Source organism: Streptomyces sp. NPDC000345, assembly GCF_042898825.1.
Taxonomy (GTDB): Bacteria; Actinomycetota; Actinomycetes; order Streptomycetales; family Streptomycetaceae; genus Streptomyces.
Genome location: NZ_JBIAZE010000013.1, coordinates 135,010 through 157,259 on the forward strand (window position 1 = coordinate 135,010; position 22,250 = coordinate 157,259).

General features: G+C 74.4%; 23 protein-coding genes. 15 read left to right on the plus strand and 8 right to left on the minus strand.

The genetic code is table 11. The annotated features are described in order from the left end of the window. Positions 1-144 precede the first annotated feature (144 nt). The gene (locus ACFY30_RS28520) at positions 145-342 is read left to right on the plus strand and encodes a hypothetical protein (protein ID WP_390848013.1); all 198 of its coding nucleotides are present in this window, start codon (positions 145-147) and stop codon (positions 340-342) included. A gap of 124 nt (positions 343-466) precedes the next feature. On the opposite strand, the gene ACFY30_RS28525 is transcribed toward ACFY30_RS28520, so the two are convergent. Both ACFY30_RS28525 and ACFY30_RS28530 read right to left on the minus strand, forming a co-directional pair. Further along, positions 467-688 (minus strand): hypothetical protein, encoded by a 222-nt coding sequence (locus ACFY30_RS28525; protein ID WP_390656713.1) that lies wholly within the window; start codon positions 686-688, stop codon positions 467-469. Between the two features lie 15 nt (positions 689-703). Continuing rightward, on the minus strand, positions 704-1,432 hold the full coding sequence (locus tag ACFY30_RS28530) for a CBS domain-containing protein (protein ID WP_390848014.1): 729 nt from the start codon (positions 1,430-1,432) through the stop codon (positions 704-706). Positions 1,433-1,712: 280 nt separating this feature from the next. Here ACFY30_RS28530 and ACFY30_RS28535 point away from each other — a divergent pair, with 280 nt between their 5' ends. The 5 genes from ACFY30_RS28535 to ACFY30_RS28555 all read left to right on the plus strand — a co-directional run bounded on the left by ACFY30_RS28535 (position 1,713) and on the right by ACFY30_RS28555 (position 8,298). Beyond that, positions 1,713-2,588: a universal stress protein gene (locus ACFY30_RS28535; RefSeq protein WP_390848015.1), complete on the plus strand. Its 876-nt coding sequence runs from the start codon at positions 1,713-1,715 to the stop codon at positions 2,586-2,588. 88 nt (positions 2,589-2,676) lie between these two features. After that, positions 2,677-5,046, plus strand: coding sequence for a glycoside hydrolase family 65 protein (locus ACFY30_RS28540; protein WP_390848017.1), 2,370 nt, complete (start codon positions 2,677-2,679; stop codon positions 5,044-5,046). 300 nt (positions 5,047-5,346) lie between these two features. Next, entirely contained in the window at positions 5,347-6,249 is a 903-nt protein-coding gene (locus tag ACFY30_RS28545) for a universal stress protein (protein ID WP_390848018.1), read from the plus strand. A 76-nt stretch (positions 6,250-6,325) separates the two neighbouring features. Further along, a complete protein-coding gene (locus ACFY30_RS28550; RefSeq protein ID WP_390848019.1) occupies positions 6,326-7,222 on the plus strand; it encodes a universal stress protein in 897 nt (298 codons plus the stop codon). 59 nt (positions 7,223-7,281) lie between these two features. Beyond that, on the plus strand, positions 7,282-8,298 hold the full coding sequence (locus ACFY30_RS28555) for an Acg family FMN-binding oxidoreductase (protein ID WP_390848020.1): 1,017 nt from the start codon (positions 7,282-7,284) through the stop codon (positions 8,296-8,298). A gap of 324 nt (positions 8,299-8,622) precedes the next feature. On the opposite strand, the gene ACFY30_RS28560 is transcribed toward ACFY30_RS28555, so the two are convergent. Next, positions 8,623-9,498, minus strand: coding sequence for a universal stress protein (locus ACFY30_RS28560; RefSeq protein ID WP_390848021.1), 876 nt, complete (start codon positions 9,496-9,498; stop codon positions 8,623-8,625). A gap of 293 nt (positions 9,499-9,791) precedes the next feature. Between ACFY30_RS28560 and ACFY30_RS28565 the strand changes: the two genes are divergently transcribed. The 9 genes from ACFY30_RS28565 (at position 9,792) to ACFY30_RS28605 (ending at position 18,152) form a co-directional block, all read left to right on the plus strand. After that, positions 9,792-10,616 (plus strand): universal stress protein, encoded by an 825-nt coding sequence (locus tag ACFY30_RS28565; RefSeq protein WP_390848022.1) that lies wholly within the window; start codon positions 9,792-9,794, stop codon positions 10,614-10,616. After that, complete coding sequence (locus ACFY30_RS28570) at positions 10,613-10,792, plus strand: hypothetical protein (RefSeq protein ID WP_390848024.1); 180 nt, start codon at positions 10,613-10,615, stop codon at positions 10,790-10,792. The genes ACFY30_RS28565 and ACFY30_RS28570 overlap by 4 nt, the downstream gene beginning before the upstream one ends. Positions 10,793-10,908: 116 nt before the next feature. Further along, positions 10,909-12,234, plus strand: coding sequence for a transcriptional regulator (locus tag ACFY30_RS28575; protein WP_390848025.1), 1,326 nt, complete (start codon positions 10,909-10,911; stop codon positions 12,232-12,234). Positions 12,235-12,290: 56 nt separating this feature from the next. Then, on the plus strand, positions 12,291-13,811 hold the full coding sequence (locus ACFY30_RS28580; RefSeq protein WP_390848026.1) for an aldehyde dehydrogenase family protein: 1,521 nt from the start codon (positions 12,291-12,293) through the stop codon (positions 13,809-13,811). A gap of 16 nt (positions 13,812-13,827) precedes the next feature. After that, a complete protein-coding gene (locus ACFY30_RS28585) occupies positions 13,828-14,196 on the plus strand; it encodes a DUF779 domain-containing protein (protein ID WP_390848027.1) in 369 nt (122 codons plus the stop codon). Positions 14,197-14,206: 10 nt separating this feature from the next. Further along, entirely contained in the window at positions 14,207-15,220 is a 1,014-nt protein-coding gene (locus ACFY30_RS28590; protein WP_390848028.1) for a zinc-dependent alcohol dehydrogenase, read from the plus strand. A gap of 66 nt (positions 15,221-15,286) precedes the next feature. After that, the gene (locus ACFY30_RS28595; protein ID WP_390848029.1) at positions 15,287-16,402 is read left to right on the plus strand and encodes an NAD(P) transhydrogenase subunit alpha; all 1,116 of its coding nucleotides are present in this window, start codon (positions 15,287-15,289) and stop codon (positions 16,400-16,402) included. Continuing rightward, positions 16,399-16,728, plus strand: a complete 330-nt coding sequence (locus ACFY30_RS28600; RefSeq protein ID WP_390848030.1) for an NAD(P) transhydrogenase subunit alpha — start codon at positions 16,399-16,401, stop codon at positions 16,726-16,728. Before ACFY30_RS28595 ends, ACFY30_RS28600 begins: the two co-directional genes overlap by 4 nt. Before the next feature lie 5 nt (positions 16,729-16,733). After that, positions 16,734-18,152 (plus strand): NAD(P)(+) transhydrogenase (Re/Si-specific) subunit beta, encoded by a 1,419-nt coding sequence (locus tag ACFY30_RS28605; protein ID WP_390848031.1) that lies wholly within the window; start codon positions 16,734-16,736, stop codon positions 18,150-18,152. A gap of 54 nt (positions 18,153-18,206) precedes the next feature. Here ACFY30_RS28605 and ACFY30_RS28610 read toward each other — a convergent pair whose 3' ends face one another. From ACFY30_RS28610 to ACFY30_RS28630, 5 genes are all read right to left on the minus strand, one after another. After that, the gene (locus ACFY30_RS28610) at positions 18,207-18,455 is read right to left on the minus strand and encodes a TOBE domain-containing protein (protein WP_390848032.1); all 249 of its coding nucleotides are present in this window, start codon (positions 18,453-18,455) and stop codon (positions 18,207-18,209) included. Between the two features lie 650 nt (positions 18,456-19,105). Further along, a complete protein-coding gene (locus tag ACFY30_RS28615; protein WP_390848033.1) occupies positions 19,106-20,104 on the minus strand; it encodes an Acg family FMN-binding oxidoreductase in 999 nt (332 codons plus the stop codon). Between the two features lie 110 nt (positions 20,105-20,214). Next, complete coding sequence (locus ACFY30_RS28620) at positions 20,215-20,496, minus strand: SHOCT domain-containing protein (RefSeq protein ID WP_390848110.1); 282 nt, start codon at positions 20,494-20,496, stop codon at positions 20,215-20,217. 180 nt (positions 20,497-20,676) lie between these two features. Further along, complete coding sequence (locus ACFY30_RS28625; protein WP_390848034.1) at positions 20,677-21,027, minus strand: OsmC family peroxiredoxin; 351 nt, start codon at positions 21,025-21,027, stop codon at positions 20,677-20,679. A gap of 239 nt (positions 21,028-21,266) precedes the next feature. Then, positions 21,267-22,139, minus strand: a complete 873-nt coding sequence (locus ACFY30_RS28630; RefSeq protein ID WP_390848035.1) for a universal stress protein — start codon at positions 22,137-22,139, stop codon at positions 21,267-21,269. Positions 22,140-22,250: the final 111 nt, after the last annotated feature.

A 22,250-nucleotide genomic window follows, 5' to 3' on the forward strand; every position in this document is an offset into this window, starting at 1 on the left:
GACCCCACGGCCACCAGGGCCGACCGGCCCGCGAACGAGGGCCGTTCCGGGCCTTCGCCGGGCCCCCTCGGCTCAAGCGCGCCGTCCCGCCGCGGAGTTGGCTGGGAGCAGGGAGAACGACGCCGACCAGGGAGGGCGAGGACAGTGGGTACCAGTCTCACACCGGAGTTCTGGGAACGGTTCGCGATGCTGCTCGTGCTGGCGGCGGGCCTGACGTGTGTCCTCACCGCGGCCTTCGACGGTCTGGCCGTCCGGTTGCTGCGCCGCCGGACACCCAGGACGCCTCCGCCCGCGCCGTACGGGCCGGAGCGGACCGAGCACCGCGTGTCGGTGCACTCCTGACGCGCCGCGGGCATCGCTCTCGTGGGCCGGGGACATGATCCCCGGCCCACGCCTTCGTCTTTCACCGGCAGGGTTCCCGGGCGCCGGCTCACCGGCGCCGTTCCCGTGTGCCGGCCGGCGGCCGTCACTTCCGGAACTCCCGGTGGTCGTCGTTCTTGCCGAAGTAGTGCCGTTCCTCGACGAACTCCCGCTCACCGGGGCGCAGCACGGCGCCCGGCGTCGACAGGAAGGCGATGAGCCCCAGGACGCCGACCACCATCAGTGCGAAGCCGACGACGAACGAGCTGTAGCCGAACACCAGACAGGCGCCCAGCACCGTGGCGACGATCAGAAGGACGGGGATCATCTCTGTCACCTTCGTTCAGAGTGAGCGCAGCCAGTCGTCGGCGACGCCGTGCACGGCCAGGCCGGCGGGCTGCTCGGGCTTGTCGTCGATGCGGTAGGTGAGGTGGTCGACGACGTCCACGACGCCGTCCAGCCGCCGCGTCATGGCGACGGCGACGCGGATCTCACTGCGCCGTTCCAGTCGGCCGGTGAGCGTGACCACACCGCCCCGCACGGTCGTCTCGACGGTGTGCGGTGCCAGCCAGAGCGTGTTCAGCAGGACCTCCTGCTGCACGTCCCGCCGGATCTCGTCGTCGGTGCGCAGGAACACCCGGAGCAGGTCCCGGCGCGTGACGATGCCGACGAGGGTGCCCTCCTCGTCCACCACGGGCAGCCGCTCGACGCGGTGCTCCGTCATCAGCCGGGCGGCCTCGGCGACCGTGGTGCCGGCGCGCACGGTGACGGCGGGCGCCGTCATCACCCCGCGGGCCGTCCGCGCGACGCTCTTGGCCGCCGTGTGCCGGGCGCGGCCGCTCAGCAGACGCCGGCAGCGCGCCCGGACGCCGGTGGACCCCGGCTCGCGCACCTGACGCAGCACGAGATCGGACTCGGAGATCACACCGATGACCTTGCGGTCCTCGTCGATCACCGGGAGGCCGCTGATGCGGTGCTCCTCGAGCAGGCGCACCACGTCCTTGAACGGCGTGTCGCACCGAGCGGTGACGACGTCGCCGACCATGACGGCGCCTGTCCTCGTGGGCTTCATGGCCGAGCCTCGCTTTCCTGGGTACCGGTGTCACGAACTCCCCCTGAAGGAGCTCGACTTCAGCGTGCGCCCGAGGGCGCGCCGACCCCATGGGCTGGGCGGGCACGGCGGCGGGCCGAGTGGCACTCGACACACCTCACCCGCCCCTGGCCCGCCCCGGCGCAGGAGGACACAGGGGCCGGACGACCCCCGTGAGGGGCCGGTCCGCCCCTCGTCCGGACCGCCGACCGGTGCGACGGTAGGAGAGGGCCCTTGTGCGGTACGGAAGGCGGTGGGGACGATGACCCTTCCCCTGGTGGTGGGAATCGACGGATCCGACGCCGGCCTGACGGCGTTGGACTGGGCGGTGGACGAGGCCGCCCGGCACGGTCTCGCGCTGCGGCTGGTGTACGCCTCGCGCTGGGAGCGGTACGAGCGGGCCGTCCCGTCCACCACCCTCGGCCGCCCCTCGGAGCGTGTGTTCGCGGAGAACCTCGTCGCCACCGCCGCCGAGCGCGCCGGGCGGCGCAACCCCGATGTGAAGGTCACCACCGACATCGTCCCCGACGACGCCGCCGACGCCCTCCTGCGCGAGGAGGAGGACGCCTTCGCCCTGGTGACGGGGGCACGCGGCCGCGGCGGACTGAAGGGACTGCTCCTCGGCTCGGTCGGCCTGGCCGTGGCGGCCCGCGCGCAGTGCCCGGTGATCGTCGTGCGGGGCGACCGGGCGGGCCTGGCCGGCTCCCACGAACGGATCCTGCTGGGCGCGGGCGAACCCGTGACCGCAGCGGGCGCCGTGCGCTTCGCCTTCCGCGAGGCCGAGGCACGCGGATGCACCCTGGACGTCGTACGGGCCTGGCGCTGCCCCGCGCACGCCGGCGACGACGATCCCGCCCCCGGGGAGGAGCCGATGCGCCGGCACGAGGAGCGGGCCTCCGCCCTGATCGACACGCTGCTGCGGGACGCCGGCGCCGACCATCCGGCCGTCAGGGTGCGGCGGGTCACGGTGGAGGGACCGGCCCACCGGGTCCTCGCGCGCCGCTCGGCCGCTGCCGATCTGGTGGTCGTCGGAGCCCGGCGCAGGCACGGCCGTCCCGGGCTCCAGCTGGGCCGGGTGAGCCACACCCTGCTCCATCACGCGGACTGCCCGGTGGCGGTCGTGCCGCAGACGGTGTGAACGTGGTGGACACGGGCCGAGCGGCTCCGCCGGCAGGCGCCGGGGCCGGACCCGGCCTCGGCGAACCGCTCGACGAGGGGGTACCGCAGTGACGGGCTGGACCTGGGAGTACGACGACTACGATCCCGCGGACGAGCGCCTGCGCGAGTCGCTGTGCACGCTGGGCAACGGCTACTTCGCCACCCGCGGGGCCCTGCCCGAGTGCGCCGCGGACGAGGTGCACTATCCCGGCACCTACGTGGCCGGCTGCTACGACCGGCTCACCACCGACGTCGCGGGCCGCCGGGTGGAGAACGAGGACATGGTCAACGTCCCGAACTGGCTGCCGCTGCGGTTCCGCCTCGCCGGGCAGCCGTGGCTGACCCCGGACACCGCGACCGTGCTGGAGCACCGGCAGGTGCTGCACCTGGCCTCCGGGCTGCTGGAACGCCGGACGCGGTACGCGCTCGGCGACGGCCGGGTGCTGGCGGTGCGGCAACAGCGGGTCGTGCACATGGCCGATCCCCATCTCGCGGCCCTGCGCACCGAGTTCACCGCCGAGGGCTTCGCCGGCGACCTCGACGTGGAGGCGGCGCTGGACGCCGGGGTCACCAACTCCGGGGTCGCGCGCTACCGGGAGCTGGACGGCCGTCACCTCACCAAGGTGCACACCGGATCCGCCGGGCCGGACACGGTGTGGCTGCACTGCCGTACCCGCACCTCCGACGTCCGCGTCGGCATGGTGGCCAGGCTGGACGCCGACGACCCCGGCACCGCACGGCACGAGGAGACCCGCGTCGGCCGGCGGGTGCGCCTGAGCCTGCTGCCCGGACGCACCGTCACCGTCGACAAGATCGTCGCCCTGCACACCTCCCGCGATCCCGCGATCAGCGACCCGCTGGACGCGGCGCTCGACCGGGTCGGCGCGGCGCCCGGCTTCGACGACCTGCTCGAAGGGCATCTGACCGCCTGGGACCAGCTGTGGCGGCGGGCCGAACTGGACGTCGCCGGCGAAGCCGGGGACATCCTGCGGCTGCACCTCTTCCACGTCCTGCAGACCCTCTCCCCGCACACGGCGGACCTGGACGTCGGCGTGCCCGCCCGCGGGCTGCACGGGGAGGCGTACCGCGGCCACGTCTTCTGGGACGAGCTGTTCGTGCTGCCGTACCTCAACCTGCACTTCCCGGAGGTCTCCCGCGCCCTGCTCCGCTACCGCCACCGCCGCCTCGAGCGGGCCCGGGCCGCCGCCAGCGCGATCGGCCGGCGCGGCGCGCTGTACCCCTGGCAGAGCGGCAGCGACGGGCGCGAGGAGACGCAGGAGCTGCACCTCAACCCCCGCTCCGGCCGCTGGCTGCCGGACCACTCGCGGCTCCAGCGGCATGTGGGCTCGGCGGTGGCGTACAACGTCTGGCAGTACTGCGAGGCCAGCGGGGACGCCGAGTTCCTGCACACCAAGGGTGCCGAGATGCTGCTGCAGATCGCCCGCTTCTGGGCGGACTCGGCGACCTGGGACGAGCAGCTGGGCCGGCACCGCATCCGGGGCGTGATGGGCCCCGACGAGTACCACGACGCCTATCCCGGCGCGCCGCGGCCCGGCCTCGACGACAACGCGTACACCAACGTCACCGCCGCCTGGGTGCTCGCCCGCGCCCTGGAGGTGCTGCGCACCCTGCCGGAACCGCGGCGGCGCGAACTCACCGAGCGCACCGGCCTCGACGGCGGCGAGCTCGAACAGTGGGAGGACGTCTCGCGCACCCTGCACGTCCCCTTCCACGACGGCATCATCAGCCAGTTCGAGGGCTACGGCGACCTCGCCGAGCTCGACTGGGAGGGCTACCGGCGGCGCTACGGCGACATCCGGCGCCTGGACCGGATCCTGGAGGCGGAGGGCGACACGGTCAACCGCTACAAGGCGTCCAAACAGGCCGACGTCCTGATGCTCGGCTATCTCTTCTCGCCCGGCGAACTCCGGGACCTCTTCGCACGGTTGGGCCACCGGCTGGACGACGACACCTGGTGCCGGACGGTCGACCACTACCTCCTGCGCACCAGCCACGGTTCCACCCTCAGCGGCCTGGTCCACGGCTGGGTCCTGGCCCGCGCCCGGCGGGCCGAGGCATGGACGTACTGCCAGGAGGCCCTGCGCGGCGACATCGCCGACCTGCAGGGCGGCACCACGGCCGAGGGAATCCACCTCGGCGCCATGGCCGGCACCCTGGACCTCGTCCAGCGGGGACTGACCGGCATGGAGACCCGCGAGGGCGCCCTGTGGCTCGACCCGGTGCCGCTGCCGGAGCTGTCGGCCTACGGCTTCTCCCTGCGCTACCAGGGGCACTGGGGTGTCCGGCTGCGCCTGGAGCGCGGTGGCCTGGAGGTGACGGTGCCGCCGTCCGACCGCTCGCCGATCGACATCCGGCTGCCGGACCGGGCGGTGAGCGTGCAGCCGGGCGAGAAGTGCCACCTCCTCCTCGCGGACTGACGCCCGCGCCGGCTTCCGGACTCACTTCCGGCCTGACTGCTGGACCGAGTGCCGGACCGGCTTTCGGCCTGACTGCCGGGCCAACTGCCAGACTGACTGCCGGACCGGCTTCCGAACCCACTGCCGACCGACCTCCGGACCGGCTCCGTACCCACGGCGGGCAGGGCTGCCGGTCGACCGCCGTGTCTTCGCACAGAGGGGCCGGACGGCCCCCGGTGAGGACCGGGCAGCCTCTGCCCCCGCACCGGCCGCGGCGCGACGCTGGTAGCGGATGACAGACCGAGCGCTGGAGGTGCCGACATGCTTTCCCCCGTTGTCGCCGGAGTCGACGGATCCGCCGAGAGCCTGGCCGCCGCGTCATGGGCGGCCCGTGAGGCCGAGCGGCGGCACCGGCCGCTGCACCTGGTGCACGCCTGGGACTGGCACCCCCGCCAGCAGGAGCGCGAGATCGCCGGCGCCGCGCAGCGGCACCTGGCCCGGCGTGCGCTGCGGCGGGCGGAGGAACACGTCCGCGCCGAGAGCCCCGACGTCCGCCTCACCGACGAGCAGATGGAGGGCCCGGCCGTCGCCGCCCTGCTGAAGGCGGCCGACCAGGCCGACCTGCTGGTCCTCGGCTCGCGCGGCCTGAGCGGCTTCACCGGGTTCCTCGTCGGTTCCGTCGCGCTCGGCGTGGTCGCGAAGGCCACCCGTCCCGTCGTGCTCGTCCGGGCGGGCGAGGACGCGGCCGACGAACACCTGCCGGCGGGCGACGGAAGCGCCGCGACGGACACCGGCTACCGGGACGTCGTGGTCGCGATCGACGTCGACGACGCATGCGACGAGGTCATCGAGTTCGCCTTCGAGGCCGCCCGGCTGCGGCACGCCCGGCTGCGCGCCGTGCACGCCTGGCACACGGTCGGCCCGATCGGCCTCGGATCCGGCGACGTCGGCCTGGTGAACGACCCGGAGCAGGGCGAGGAGTGGCTGGGCTTCCTCCAGGCCGTGCTGCAGGTGTGGCGGGACAAGTACCCCGACGTGGAGGTCCTGGCGACGGTGGTGGAGGACAGGCCCTCGACCGCGCTCGTGCGGGCCTCGACCGGGGCGAGTCTCCTCGTCGTCGGCCACCGCCTCACCGAACGCCCGGTCGGCCCGCGCACCGGTCCCGTCACCCACGCCGCGATCCACCACGTCGGCTGCCCGGTGGCCGTCGTCCCCCACCTGTAGAGGAGCCCCGGACCGCGCTGGGCGGGCCCTTCGCCGAAGGACCCGCGAGCGCGGGTGGACGAAGGAGGTGACGGTCATGACGAGGCCAGTCGTGGCCGGTCTGGACGGTTCGAAGGAAAGCCTCGCCGCGGCCGACTGGGCGGCGAGGGAAGCCCTCCGCCGAGGACTGCCGCTCCGTCTGGTGCACGCCTGGGAGGGCCTGCCGGACGACGACACCGACGCGGGCCTGCCCGAGGTCCGGGTACCGCAGTACCGCGCGCGGCGGGTGCTCCGCGGCGCCCTCGAACTGCTGCACGAGCGCTATCCGCGGCTGTACATCGCCGCCGAGCAGGTGCGCAGGCAGCCGGGGCCCGCACTCCTCGCCGAGTCGGAGAACGCGGAGCTGCTGGTCATCGGGAGTCAGGGAGCGGGCGGTGTCGGAGGGTTCATGTCGGGTTCGGTCGCCCTGGCCACCGCGGCGCACGCCGGCCGGCCCGTCGTCCTCGTCCGGGCGGGCGAGACGGCGACCGGCGAACACCTTCCCGACGGCTCGGGAAGGCCGTCGACCACCACTCCCTGCCGTGAGGTCGCGGTCGCCGTCGACATCGGCGGGCCCTGCGACGACGTCCTCGACTTCGCGTTCCGCGAGGCCGCACTCCGCAAGGCGCCGCTGCGCGCCGTGCACGCCTGGCACGCGCCGCTCACCAGCGGCGTCCCGGGCGCCGAGGAGCGTGCGCGGCTCCGGCGGAAGGCGGAGCGCGACCTCACCGAACTGCTCGAACCCTGGCGCGCGAAGTACCCCGAGGTGGTCGTGCGCGAGAACCTCCACGAGGGCCGCGCGGCCCACGTCCTCGCACACGCCGCGGCCGGGGCCGGACTGCTGGTGGTGGGCCGCCGCCGGCGGCGTACCGCGGTCGGCCCGCACACCGGCCCGGTGGCCCACGCGCTGCTCCACCACGTGCGCCGGCCCGTCGCGCTGGTTCCGCACGACTGACGCAGGCCCGGCTCCGGCGGCCCGCCCGCCGGAGCCGGGCCCGAGAAAGGGTGTTCCCGATGATGTCCGACGTCCGTGCAGAACCCTGCCACGCCGCCGCCTACCTGGTGCGGGCCGCCGTCACCGCCCCGTCCCCGTACAACACGCAGCCCTGGATCTTCGTCGCGGAGGACGAGGACCGGGGCGTCGAGCTGCACGCGGACAGCGCCCGGCGACTTCCCCTCACCGACCCCAGCGGCAGGGAAATGGTCATCAGCTGCGGAGCCGCCCTTCTCAACATCCGGCTCGCCGTCCGCCACCTGGGCTTCAACCCGGTCGTCGAGCACTTCCCGCGCCCGTCGGACCCGGCGTTCCTGGCCCGGGTGACCTGGGGCGCCTACCACCGGCCCGCACCCGAGGACGAGCGCCTGTTCGGCGCCGTGCGGCGCCGCCACACCGTGCAGGGGCCGTTCCTGGCGGAGCCGCTCCCGCCGTCGCTGGCCGAGGCCCTGCGCGAGCACGCGCACGAGGCGGGCGCGACCCTGGACTTCGTCACCGACCGCGCGGGCAGACGGCACCTCGCCGAGCTGGTGCGCAGGGCCGAGGACGCCCGCCGCTCCCGTCCGGAGTACGCCGCCGAGCAGCGGCGGTGGACCTGGTGGCCCGGCGAGCCGAGGTACGACGGCGTCCCCGGCGGCGCCGACCGGACGCACCCGGACGTCACGGCCTTCGCCGGACGGGACTACGTCGGCCTCACACGGATGTTCCCGGCGCCCCCGCAGCGCCGGCCCTCGCGCACCGGGCCCGTCGCGATCCTCAGCACGGACCGTGACGACCCGGCGGCCTGGCTGCGGGCCGGAGAGGCCCTCCAGCGGGTCCTCCTCGAAGCGGCGGACCAGGGGGTCATGGCGGCCTTCCACACCCAGCCGCTGGAGGTCCCGTCCCTGCGGACGAGGATCCGCCAGACGCTCAGCGGCGGGGCCTTCCCGCAGATGATCTTCCGGCTGGGGTATCCGCCGTGCGTACGGCCGCTGCCCCGGCGCCCGGTCGCCGAGGTCCTCAAAGTCACCGGCGCGGCCACCTCGACCCCCACGTGAGCCGTGCACCGGGGGCGCGGTGAGGTGAGGCCCGGCCGCACGGCTCCCGGTCGTCCGCCGCCGACCGAGCGGGCGTCACGTCCGGCCGTCATGCCGTATCTGTGTCGTCCGGCCGTCATGCCGTACCTGTGTCCGGTCGTCCTGGCGTACGGGTGCGGGGCGACCGCCGCCGGTCGCCCTGCCCGAGGGGGCGTCGCGATCGGCCGTCCTGCCGCACGGCTCCCGGTCGACCGGCGTCGGCCGACCCGCCCAGCACGCTCGCCGCGGGCTGCGCCCGTCGCGGAGGGCGGGGGCCACGGTCTTCGCGACCGGAGCCGCCCCCGGTCAGCCGTGCGGGACGACGGCGACGGGGCACGGGGCGTGGTGCAGCACCGCGTGCGCGACGGGGCCGAGTCTCCAGGTCATGTGGGACGGCCGGCGGCGGCGGCCCACCACGGCGAGCCGGCTGCGCGTGGCGGCGGACAGCAGTGCGGGTGCGGCCGCTTCCGTGACGACCTGCGCCACGACGGGCACGTCCGGGAACATCTCGCGCCACATGACCAGCGTGGTGGTGAGCCGGGCGCGTTCCTCGGCCTCCAGACGGGCCTCCCCGTCGTCGGGGGACGTCAGATGCGGGTGACGGGGTAGGGCCCGCACCACGCGCACCCCGACGCCATAGGACTCCGCGGCGGCGAAGGCGAACTCCAGCAGCGGGTCGCTCGCCGCCCCCGCGTCCGACAGGCCGACCACCACCTCGTCGCGGTCCACCGCGGCGGGGTGTCCCCAGCCGGCCTCGACAGCGGGATCGCCGGCCCGGACGGTGACCGCCGGGCACCGGGCGAGGCCCAGCACGTGCAGGCTGATGGACCCGAGCAGGAAGCTCGCCATCGAACCGTATCCGCGCGACCCGAGCACCAGCAGGGACGCGCCCCTGCTGCGGGCGAGGAGGGCCTGGGCGGCGGGCTCCGCCACCAGTTCCGTCGTCGGCTTCAGATCGCCGTAGCGGTGCAGCAGTTCGGCCTCCGTGCGGTGCAGCAGATCCTGCCCGTACCGCTGCTTGCTCCCGGCCTCCTGGGGGATCGGCACGTCGAGTGGCTGCGTGGTCCACGAATGGAGCAGGACCAGCGGCAACCCCCTGCGGACCGCCTCGTCGGCGGCCCACCACGCGGCCGTCACGCTCCCGGGTGAGCCGTCGAGTCCGACGACGACGGGGCCGGTCATGACGCACCTCCCGTGTCCGGCGCGGCAGGTCACCGAAGGTCCGGCGACCGCGCGCGGTTCCCCTCCACCCTCTCGATTCTCCGCAACCGCCGCCTGCCGGGACAGGGCCGGACGGTGCGCTTCGGGGCCCGACCGGCCTCTGCCGGGGCGCCCCGCACCCCGAGAGCGTGGGGTCGGGAAGCGGGACTGGGCCGTCGGACCCGAGGGTCCGGCGGCACCGGGCCGTCCGCCGGCGCGCCGGGGAGCATCACCGCTTCCGTCCCGGCGCCGTGCGAAGGAAGGGGGGAGCCGACATGAGCGGCCCCGTACTGGTGGGAGTGGACGGCTCGGCGACGAGCATGGCCGCGGTGGAGGCCGCCGCCCGGGAGGCCGGCCGGCTGGGGGTGGACCTCCGGCTGGCGCACGCCTTCGAGTGGCCCGCCGCGCAGGTGCCGCCGGGGGTGCCTCCGTGGGATCCGGAGAGCGCCGGGGAGCACGGCACGGGCGGCGGCGCGCTGGCGGAGGCCGAGCGCCGGGCCCGGGGTGCCGTGCCCGGTCTGCGCGTGACGCACACGGTCCTCATGGGTGAACCCGCGTCGGTGCTGGAGACGGAGTCCCGCGGGGCGTCGCTCACCGTCGTCGGCAGCCGGCCGGCGAGCCGGTCCGGCGCTCCGCGACGCGGCTCGGTCGCCGCCAGGCTGGCCGCCGGCGCGGGCTCCGCGGTGCTGCTGGTCCGCGGCCGGCCGGACCCGGCCGGCCCCGTCGTGCTCGCCTGCGACCACGGACCCGCCGGTCGGCGGGCCGCCGAGTTCGCCTTCGCGCAGGCGTCGGCCCGGGGAACGGACGTGGTGGTGCTGGACGGGTCCGCGACGCGCGCCGGCCGGTTGGGCGAGCAGTCCGTCGCCCTGCCGCCCGCGCTGCGGAAGAAGTACCCCGACCTGACCGTGCGCCGTGCCCGCGTCCGGGGCGGGACACGCCGGGCGGTGATCGAGGCGAGCACCCGCGCTCAGCTCGTCGTGATCGGCACGCGTCGCCGGGGCGGCTGGACCGCCGCCCGCCCGGCCGGCGTCAGCCGGGCGGCCCTGCGGTACGCCGGCTGCCCCGTCGCGGTGATCCGTGAGGAGGGCGGGAACCCGTGACCGGGCCGGCGACGACCGAGGACCCGCGCCACCCGGACGCCGTCGAGCGGTCCTCCGCGACGGCGGACGCCCACCGGCTCGACCCGGGACGGGTGGCGGCCTCGCCCGGCGTCGATTCGAACGGGCGGCCCGCCGCCGGGGAAAGGCCCCGCCGGCCCGGAACGGCCTCCCGGTGAGGAGGCCCGCACCGCCCTATGTCCCCGGGATTCGGGACGTTCGGCCCCTGCGGGCCGCCCCGGTGCGGGGGCGAGGCTGGTGCCGCCGGTCCGGCAGCAGGCACGAGGGAGGTGCCATGGACGTTTCGAGCGCCTCGGTCGCCGCGCTGCGCGCCGCCCACGAGCGGTACGCGACCACGTCGCGCCGGGAGCCGGGCGTGCGCGGCCTCGTCGCCGACTCCTGGCAGCGCTGCGCGGCAGGCGGCGTACGGCCCGACGGCAGCCGCCCGCCACCGCGACGCTGGGCGTCCGAAGAGCTGGACGCCTATCGCCGCGCCCACCCCCTCGCCTCCGTACTGCCCCTGTTCCGCGCACTGCTGGGCGCCGGCGCCGCCGACGACGGGCATGTGTTCGCGGTCGGCGACGCCGACGGCGCCCTGCTCTGGGTCGAGGGCGACACCGGGGCCATGGGACGCGCCGAGCGCATGCACTTCGTCGAGGGAGCGGTGTGGTCGGAGCGGCAGGCCGGCACCAACGCCCCCGGCACGGCACTGGAGTTGGGCCGCCCCGTGCAGATCGTGACGGGCGAGCACTACAGCGCCTCCGTGCACGCCTGGTCCTGTGCCGCCGCCCCGGTGCACGACCCCGCCACCGGACGGGTGCTGGGCGTGGTCGACCTGTCCGGCGGCGCCTCCATCGCCACACCGCCCGCCCTGGCCGCGGTGCGTGGCGCCGCGCTGGCGGCCGAGGCGCAGCTCCTCCGGCAGCCGTCGGCGCCCCTCCTCGGGCCGGACGGGCGGGTCCGACGCGGCGGGGAGATCCCGCCCTTCGCCGGGGTCCGTCTGTGGGCGCTGGGCCGCGACGGCGTCCTGCTGGAGGACGCGGACCGGGTGCGTCATCTCAGTCCGCGGCACAGCGAGATCGTGCTGGCGCTGGTCCTGGCCGGCCGGGGCGTGCCCGGGGACCGGCTGGCCGTGGACCTCTCGGAGCACGAGGTGCCCGCCTCGACGCTGCGCGCCGAACTGACCCGGCTGCGCGCCGTACTGGGACCCGACCTGCTCGGCTCCCGCCCGTACGCGCTGCTGCGGCCCGTGCGCACGGACTTCGGCGACGTGTCCCGGCTGCTGGCCGAAGGCCGGGTCCGCGAGGCGCTCGCCCGCTACCGCGGCCCGCTGCTGCCGCGCTCCGAGGCACCGGCCGTCGTGGCCCACCGCTGTTGCCTGGAGCAGCAGGTGCGCGGGGCCGTCCTCGGCGGCGGTGACGCCGCGCTGCTGCGCCGCTGGGTGGAGGCGGCCTGGGGCACCGAGGACCCGGGCGCCTGGGCCGCGCTGGCCCGGACACTGCCGGCCGGCTCGCCGCAGCGCGCCGCGGCCGCCGCGCGGGCCCGCGCGCTGGACCTGGAGACGGCCGTGTACCCGCAGGTCCGGCGGCATGCAGCGGTGTTGCAGCGTGCCCGCTCCTAGCGTTCTGAGCATCGCCCCGATCGTCGTGATCGGACGTCATCCGAGAGGAGACGGTCATGAAGTACGAGCCTCCGGGTGCGCCGGGCAGCCCCGTCGACGTCGCACCCCGCTACGAGAACTTCATCGGAGGCAAGTGGCAGGCGCCCACCACGGGTCAGTACACGACCGACCTGTGCCCCGCCACCGCCCGGCCCATCTGCGAGATCCCGAAGTCCGGGGCCGAGGACATCGAACACGCCCTGGACGCCGCGCACTCCGCCAAGGACGCGTGGGGCGAGGCCTCCACGGCACAGCGCGCCGCCGTCCTGAACAGGATGGCCGACGCCATCGACGCCCACCGTGAGGAACTCGCCGTCGCGGAGAGCTGGGAGAACGGCAAGCCGGTCCGCGAGACCCTGGCCGCCGACATCCCGCTCGCCGCCGACCACTTCCGGTACTTCGCGGCCGCGATCCGCGCCGAGGAGAGCCGGATCACCGAGATCGACAAGGAGACCGTCGCCTACCACTTCCACGAGCCGCTGGGCGTGGTCGGGCAGATCATCCCGTTCAACTTCCCGCTGCTGATGGCCGCGTGGAAGCTGGCGCCGGCGCTCGCCGCCGGCAACGCCACGGTGATCAAGCCCGCCTCCCCGACCCCGTGGTCGATCCTGAAGCTGATGGAGGTCGTCGGCGACATCGTGCCGCCCGGCGTCCTCAACGTGGTCAACGGACCCGGCGCCGAGATCGGCAAGGCGCTCGCGACCAACAAGCGCATCGCCAAGGTCGCCTTCACCGGCGAGACCACCACGGGCCGTCTGATCATGCAGTACGCGTCCCAGAACATCATCCCGGTCACCCTGGAGCTGGGCGGCAAGTCGCCCAACATCTTCTTCGACGACGTGGCCGCGGCCGACGACGACTTCCTGAGCAAGGCCGTCGAGGGACTCGTGCTGTACGCGTTCAACAAGGGCGAGGTGTGCACCTGCCCCTCCCGCGCGCTCATCCAGGAGGACATCTACGAGGAGTTCATGGGCCGCTGCCTGGAGCGCATCCGGGCCGTCAAACAGGGCGACCCGCTCGACACCGCGACCATGATCGGCCCCCAGGTGTCGAAGCAGCAGGTCGAGAAGATCGCCTCGTACGTCGAGATCGGCCTGAAGGAGGGCGCCGAACTGCTCGCCGGCGGCCACCGGCCCACCCTCGACGGCCCGTTCGCGGACGGCTACTTCTACGAGCCGACCGTCCTCAAGGGCCACAACAGGATGCGGGTCTTCCAGGAGGAGATCTTCGGCCCCGTCCTCGCGGTCACCACGTTCAAGGACGAGGCCGAGGCCCTCGAGCTCGCCAACGACACTCTGTACGGCCTCGGCGCCGGCGTGTGGAGCCGTGACGGCGCCCGCGCCTACCGCATGGGCCGCGCCATCAAGGCCGGCCGGGTCTGGACGAACTGCTACCACCAGTACCCCGCCGGTGCCGCGTTCGGCGGCTACAAGGTCTCCGGCATCGGCCGCGAGACGCACCAGATGATGCTCGAGCACTACAGCCAGACCAAGAACCTCCTGGTCAGCTACGGCACCAAGCCGCTCGGGCTGTTCTAGGAAGGAGCACGGCGACATGTCCCCGAAGGTCGTGAACGGCACCGCGGGACGCGTCACCCTCACCCGGGCGGCCCGCAAGGCCATCGAGGCCCTGCGCGCCGCCCAGGGCCGGCCGGTGATGTTCGTCCAGTCGGGCGGCCGCTGCGGCGGCGGCGACCCGATGTGCTTCCCCGGCGGCGCATGCGTCCTGGGAGAAGCCGACATGCTCGTCGGCGTGGTGCACGGCTGCACCTTCCACATGAACGCCGACCACTACGAGGCACTCGGCCGCCCGCTCCTCGTCCTGGACGTCGAACCGGGCACCCCGGGCGGCTTCTCCCTCCCCGCCGGAGACGGACTGCGCTTCGTCACCCGGATCAAGGCGCCCCCGCGCCACAGCAGTTGAGGAGCAGGTCATGAAGGCAGCAGTGGTCACCGACTTCGGCAAGGCCCTGGAGATCCAGGACCTGCCGGTCCCCGAGCCCGGCCCCGGACAGGTACTCGTCCGCATGGAGGCCTCCGGGCTCTGCCACACCGACATCCACGCGGCCCGCGGCGACTGGCCGGTCAAGCCGCGGCCTCCGTTCGTCCCCGGCCACGAGGGCATCGGCCCCGTCCGGGCCGTCGGCGCCGGCGTCCCCGAGGACCTGGTCGGCAAGCGGGTCGCCGTCCCGTGGCTCGGCTCGTCCTGCGGCACCTGCCGCTACTGCGTCTCCGGCTGGGAGACACTGTGCCGGTCGCAGGTCAACTCCGGCTACTCCGTGGACGGTTGCTACGCCGAGTACACCGTCGCGAACGCGGGCGCGGTCGTCCGCGTGCCCGACGCCGTGCCGTCGCTCGACGCGGCACCGCTGACCTGCGCCGGCGTCACCACGTACAAGGCCGTCAAGGTCGCCCACGTGGTCCCGGCCGAACGGGTCGCCGTGTTCGGCATCGGCGGACTCGGCCACCTCGCGGTGCAGTACGCGCGCCTGGTCGGAGGTCTGGTCACCGCCGTCGACCTCGAACCGGACAAGCTGGGCCTGGCCCACCGGCTCGGCGCCGACGAACTCGTCAACGCCCGCACCCACGACCCCGTCGAGGAGATCAGGAAGGCCGGCGGAGCGGACGTGGCGATCGTCCTCGCCGCCGCGCCCAAGGCCTTCGAACAGGCCTACAAGTCGCTCAACCCCGGCGGACGTCTCGTCATGGTCGCGCTGCCCGCCGACAACGCGGCGATCGACGTGCCGATCTTCGAGACCGTCATCGGCGGCATCTCGGTCATCGGCTCCATCGTCGGCACCCGCCAGGACCTGACAGAGGTGTTCGCGCTGCACGCGGCAGGACGCACCCGGGTCATCGCCGAGACCCGCCGCCTGGAGGACGTCAACGACTCCTTCGAAGAGGTCCTCGGCGGGCGGGCCGAGGCACGGCTCGTCTTCGAGTTCTGAGAGGCCCGAGAGCCCCGAGAGTTCTGTGGCCCGGCACCCACCGGCCACAGGGAGAGGCAGCACACCATGGCCACCGTCACCGTAGGCGCCGTACGGGAGCGGGCGCCCGGCGAACGCCGGGTCGCCGTCGTCCCCGAGACCGTCACCCTTCTGCGCCGGGCCGGGCTCGACGTCCTCATCGAGACCGGGGCGGGCTCCGCAGCCTGGTTCACCGACGCCGACTACACCGCCGCGGGCGCGGCCGTCGTGTCCCCGGCGGAGCTGTACGCACGGGCCGGACTCGTCCTGTGCGTGGCGGCGCCCGACCCGGAGACCGCCGCGGCCCTGCGCGCCGGGCAGACCCTGATCGGCCTGCTCGAACCGCTGCGGCACCCCGCCCTGGTGCAGGACCTGCACCGACGCGGCGTGCGCACGGTGAGCCTCGACCTGCTGCCGCGCACCCTCAGCCGCGCCCAGTCGATGGACGCGCTGACCTCCCAGGCCGGCGTCGCCGGCTACAAGGCGGCCCTGCTCGCCGCCGACTCCTACGACCGCTTCTTCCCGATGCTGACCACCGCGGCGGGCACCATGCGCCCGGCGCAGTTCCTGGTCCTCGGCGCCGGAGTGGCCGGACTGCAGGCCATCGCCACGGCCCGCCGCCTCGGCGCCGTCGTCTCGGCGTACGACGTACGCCCCGCGTCACGAGGGGAGGTGGAGTCGCTCGGTGCCCGGTTCCTCGACGTCCAGCGCCCGCCGGACGAGGAACCGGGCACCGGACGGGGAGGCTACGCGAGGGAGTTGACGGAAGCCGAGCAGCAGGCCCAGCGCGCCGCCCTGGACACGCACATCGCCCGCTCCGACATCGTCGTCACGACCGCCCAGGTCCCCGGCCGCAGGCCGCCGCTGCTGGTGACCGCGTCCGTGCTGGAGCGGATGCGGCCCGGCTCGGTCGTCGTCGACCTCGCCGCGAGCGACCTCGGCGGCAACGTCGAGAACTCCGCACCCGACAAGACCGCCGTCCTGGACAACGGGGTCACCGTCATCGGCGCCGGACGCCTGCCGTCCGCGATGGCCACCGCCGCGTCCACGGCCTACGCCCGCAACCTCGTCGCCCTGCTGCGCCACTTGGTGCGGGACGGCGAACTCGTCCTCGACCCGTCCGACGAGATCACGGGTGCCCTCATGGGAGGTGAAACGTCATGAACGACCTCGACCTCCTCACCGCGATCACCGTGTTCGTGCTGAGCGTGCTGGTCGGCATCGAGGTCATCAGCAAGGTCCCCGCGACCCTGCACACCCCGCTGATGTCCGGCTCCAACTCGGTGCACGGCATCGTCGTCGTCGGCGCCATGCTGATCGCGGCGGAGTCGCACACCTGGCTCGGTTACGTCCTGGCCTTCGTGGCCATGGTCTTCGGCGCGATGAACGTCGTCGGCGGATACGTCGTCACGGACCGGATGCTGGAGATGTTCAAGGCCAGGCCGCGGACCCACGACGAGGCGCGGACCCACGACAGGGCGGAGGTGTGAGCGCCATGGACACCGTCTCCCAAGCCGTCCACTACGTCTTCCTGGGCGCGGCCGCCTGCTTCGTGCTCGGCCTGCACCTGATGAACCATCCGCGCACCGCCCGCCGCGGCAACACCCTCTCCGCCGGCGCGATGGCCGTCGCGATCGGGGCCACCGTGTGGCTGGTGGCCGACGAAGGCGTCATCAGCGGCACCGGCTGGCTGGTGCTCGGCTCCGGCGGGCTCGTCGGCGGAGCACTCGGCCTGTGGGCCGCGCGCGAGGTGCGCATGACCGCCATGCCCCAACTGGTCAGTCTCTTCAACGCCGTCGGCGGCGGCGCGGCCGCGCTCATCGCCGTCAACGACCTGCTCCAGGCCGACGACCCGGCGGCACTCGGCGCCAGGGTCTCCCTGCCGGGCGCGCTGGACATCGTCATCGGCGCGGTCACCTTCTCCGGCTCGCTGATCGCGGCCGGCAAGCTCCAGGGGACCGTCTCCGGGGCGCCCGTCGTCTTCCCCGGGGCACGGCTGCTGAACGTGCTGCTGCCGGCCTCCTTCGTCGCCGGCACGGTCTGGCTGGTGCTGGCACCGGACTCCCGTACCGCGCTGTACGGACTGACCGCCGTGGCCCTGCTGTTCGGTGTGACCATGGTGCTGCCCATCGGCGGCGCCGACATGCCGGTCGTCATCGCCCTGCTGAACGCCTTCACCGGATCCGCGGTCGCGATGGCCGGCTTCGTCCTCGACGAGACCGCCCTCATCATCGCGGGCATGCTCGTCAGCTCCTCGGGCGGCATCCTCACCAAGCTGATGGCCGACGCCATGAACCGCTCCATCGCCAACATCGTCATCGGCGGCTTCGGCACCGCCGACGGCGCCCGGGCGGCGACCGGCGCGGGCGGTGCCCCGGCCCAGGTGCGGTCGGTCTCCGCGGACGACGTCGCGATCCAGCTGGCGTACGCGAGGAAGGTCGTCTTCGTCCCCGGCTACGGTCTCGCCGCCGCCCAGGCCCAGCACGAACTCGGCGGCCTGGCCGAACTGCTCACCGACCACGGCATCGACGTCAGCTACGCCGTGCACCCGGTCGCGGGCCGTATGCCCGGCCACATGAACGTGCTCCTGGCGGAGGCGAACGTGCCGTACCCGAGGCTGAAGGAGATGGACGAGGCCAACTCGGAGTTCCCCCAGGCCGACGTCGCCCTCGTCGTCGGTGCCAACGACGTCACCAACCCCATGGCGCGGCGGCCCGGCAACGCGGTCTCCGGGATGCCGATCCTCGACGTCGACAAGGCGAAGAGCGTCGTGGTCATCAAGCGGTCGATGGGCCACGGCTACGCGGGCATCGACAACGAGCTCTACACCGACCCCAGGACCGGGATGTTCTTCACCGACGCGAAGAAGGGGCTGAGCGAACTGAAGGCGGCCGTCGCGGAGTTCGTCGGCTGAGTGCCCAGGCGGTGATGAGCCCCCGCCCGCGCGGCGGGGGCTCACCCCTGGACGTCAGCCGTCGGCCCCCGGCAGCCGCCGCTCCGTCAGCGCGGAGAAGAGGTGACAGTCGTCCGGCCGGACGGTGACCCGCAACTGCTCCCCCTTGCCGTGCCGTTGCCGCTCCGGGGCGCGGACGACGACCTCCGCGCTCTCCGCGCCGACCTTGGCGGTCGTGTGGAGGTAGGTGACGGCCCCGGTGTCCTCCACGGCCTCCACCACCAGCTCCAGGGCCGGCGTCTCCAGGTCCTCGCCGGACAGCACGGTGAAGGACTCCGGCCGGACCCCGAGCAGGACCTCGGCCGGCCCTCCTCGGACGCGGCCCGCCGCACCGCCGGACCCAGCGGCACGAGAAGCCCGCCCAGCTCGGCGCCCTCCCCGACGAGAGGCAGACGGAAGAGGTTCATGGCGGGGGAGCCGATGAAGCCGCCGACGAAGGCGTTGGCCGGGCGTGCGAACACCTCCCTGGGGGACCCCACCTGCTGGAGCACCCCGTCCTTGAAGACGGCCATGCGGTCGCCCATCGTCATCGCCTCGACCTGGTCGTGGATGACGTACACGGTGGTGGTGCCCAGCCGCCGCTGCAGCGAGGCGATCTGCGTCCGGGTCTGGGTACGCAGCTCGGCGTGGCCTTGTCGAAGGTGACGGATGCCATGACCTCCCCTCCCTGTCGGCCCCCGCGGGTGCCTCGTACGAGGGCACGCGGTACGCGGGGGCGGGGGGCGCCTCGCCCGGCGCCGCCGCACCTTCAGCCGCCCGGCCCGCAGGCGTTCGGCGGCAGGCACCCGACGGCCCTGTCACGGCGGCGCCGAGGCCCGAAGCGCGGGCCGCACAGCCCGTCGCCGGGGCCCTTCGGCCCGTTCCGCGGGAGGAGAGCCGCCTGCCGCCCGGGGGAGAGGAATCGGCGGGCGGGCTCAGCCGAGGTCGAGCACCTCGTGCACGGGGCGGCGCGGGGTGCCGGGGCCCGCGGGGCCGTATCCGAGGCGGATGACCATCTGGATGAAGCCCAACGGCGACTGCGGGTCGCGCACGGTCCAGCGGAGTTCGGGCCATTCGAGGGCCTGCGAGGTGAGGGAGGTGGCGAGCCCGTCGAGGGTGGCCTGGAGCAGGACGCGCTCCATGGCCTGGCCCGCCAGCAGCCAGTCCTTCGGCCGGTCGCCGGTGGTACCGAGGACGGCGAGCTGGGGCGCGCTCTCGAACGCGGCGGTCTCACGGCCCGGCACCGGCAGCCTGGCGGCGAAGTCCCGCACGGGCGCCCGGTTGCGCCGGCGGGGCCCGAAGGCGTACTCGGGCACTCCGTCGCTCGCCGTCTCCACCGCCGCGGTGCCCGTACGGGTCCACTGCCGCAGTTCCTCGGCGGCGGCCGTGTCCAGGGCGTCACGCCCCTCGGCGTCCTGGACCAGGTCCAGCAGGGTCCGCACATGCCATGATCCGGGGAAGACCAGCCGAGCCCCCTCCAGCAGGGCGGCGGCGCTCAGCGCGTCCTTCAGGGGCTCGGGGATCGGCTCGTCCGTGAACGGCTGACGGCTGGTGTGCCGGCGGCGGATCGCCGGATACAGCGGCACCAGGTCGTGCTCGACGCCGTGCCCGGGAAGCGCGGGACCGCTCAGCCGTACCGACGCGAGCAGGCGCGGGTTCGCGGGGTCGGGCACCAGTTCGGTGGCCGTCGCCCAGCCCGCGTGGGCGGCGGAGACCCGCAGGTTGAACAGGGCGGCGGCGCACCCCAGGTGCAGCGCGCGCGTGGTGGGATCGGCCCGTGGCATGGCGCGGTCGAGATCCGCGTACACCTCGACGGTGCCGTCACCGCGCAGGAAGCGGAATCGCCACGGCTGCGCGTTGTGCATCGACGGAGCGGCTGTGGCGTCTTCGACCAGGGCTGTCACGGTCGTCGTGTCGAGTTCACGTACGCTCACCGGAGCTGCCTCCCTCCAGGGCCGACCGGCCGTTCACGAAAGCGCGTCCCGTCTCCTCCACTATTCCACGGCGGTCGCGGTCGCGGACGCGTGCGGCCGTGGCCGCGCGATCAGTTCTTGCCGGGCCGGGGTTCGCCGCCGGCCCGCAGAACGGTCAGGCGGCGGCGGTACTCGTCCTCGTCGATCTCCCCGCGGGCGAAACGTTCGGCGAGGAGCTGTTCGGGGGTGGTCCTGGGCGGCGGCGCGCCGGTCGTCGCCCCCGGGCCGGCCGGCCGGGACAGGGCCCGGAACAGCAGGACGCCGCAGGCGATCAGCGCGGCCCAGAAGAGGACCATGCCGACCGACATGGTGAACCAGCCCCACCCACCGGGATCATGGCCGTACCAGAGCATCACGGTCACCCACTTCCTCACGGTCGCCGGACGCGGGCCTCACACCCGTGATCCCGGCGCCCGTCTTCACGGTCGCTCTCCGTCCACTCGCCCGTCATGGGCCGAAGAGCCCCGAACCGCCGGGCCTTGGGCCCTGGTACCGCGGGCCGGTCGGCGCACGGCGGCACGAGGGCGGCCTCCTCAGGCCTCCGGCCCGATGCCGGTCACCGGAGGATCGTGCGGGGTGTGATGCACCGTGCAGTGCGCGGCGACCGCGAGCAGGGCCGCACGGCGCCGGGCGGACAGCTCGGGCGGCGGCACCAGGACCACGCGCACGGATCCGAGGCGGGCGGGCCGGTCCGCGGCCGTGGTGAACCGCACGGACCCGCAGTCCGGTGCGTGGCAGTCCGTGGCGCTGCAGACGGCGGCCGCGTAGAAGGCGACGCAGATGGCCGTCGACGCGGCGGACAACGCGACCGGAGTCGGCGCGGTGTCCGTACCGCCCGCGTCCAGGGGCCGGACGGCCTGGAGCCGGTGGCCCCGGACGTCCACCGCGTACGCGTCACCGTCGACGTGGGTGAAGGGTGACCTCCAGCCGGTGCACCTCCGGCGCCTCGCGCGGCCCGCCGGCCGTCGCGTCCGGTGCCGTGCTCGTCATGACCGGCCTCCCTCGCCGTTGCGGGCCGAGGGGCCGATCGGGTGAGAAAGGGACGGTTCGGCCCGATGCCGTCCCGCGCGGCGGCGGGACCCTCCCCCGCCGGCCACCGTCGAGACGGTCCTCCCGGGCCGTTTCAGTCGTGCGGGACCACGGCGACGGGGCAGCGGGCGTGGTGCGCGGCGGCCTGGGCGACGGGCCCCAGGCGCGGCCCCGCTCCGGCCGGGTGCCTGCGCCGGCCCACGACGAGCAGGTCGGCACCCTCGGCGGCCTTCACGACGGCCCTGGCGGGGCTCTCCAGTCGGGGCACGTCCGTCACGACGACTCCGGGGAACTTCTCCCGCCAGGGGCGCAGGACCTGGTCGAGCCCCTTCTGCACGTCGTGCGCGATCTCCTGGGTCACACCGTGGTCCGAGCCCCAGGGGGCGTACGCGTGCAGCGGGACGCCCCGGCCGTGGACGGCGCGCAGCGGCACGCCCCGGGCGGCGGCGGTGGTGAAGGCGAACTCGAGCAGGTCCTCGCACGGGCCGTGGAGCTTCAGCGCCACCACCACGCCGCCCGCCGCCGGGGCGGGCCGTCCCGCCTCCCCGGGCTGCTGGGCCCGCACCAGCACCACGGGCCGCTCCGAGCGGGCCACGACGGGCATGCTGATGTCGCCCAGGAAGTAGCTCTCCCAGGGCGTCAGTCCGCGCGAGCCGAGGACGAGCATCTCGGATTCCGACGCCGCCTGGAGCAGGGCGTTCTGCGCGTCGTCGGCGACCAGATTGCCGACGACGGTGAGTCCGGGGTGGCCGGCCTGGAGCTCCGCCTGGGCGTTGTGCACGAGCTTCTTCGCCCAGTAGTTCTGGTCGATCTCGGAGGGGGCGTTCGTCGGCTCCGGCACCAGCAGGGGCCACGCGTGCAACAGGCGCAGGGTGAGACGGCGCCGCTCGGCCTCGTCGGCGGCCCAGTGGGCGGCCGCGTGGCTCTCGGGTGAGCCGTCGAGACCCACGGTCAGGGCTGGTTCCATGGCGACTGCCTCCGTCTCGTACGAAGCTGGAAGGACGGTGAGCGTCGGCGCCGACCGGCAGAGCACGGCGCTTCTACAACGAGGACTACCCCAGATCTCCCCGCGCCGCAT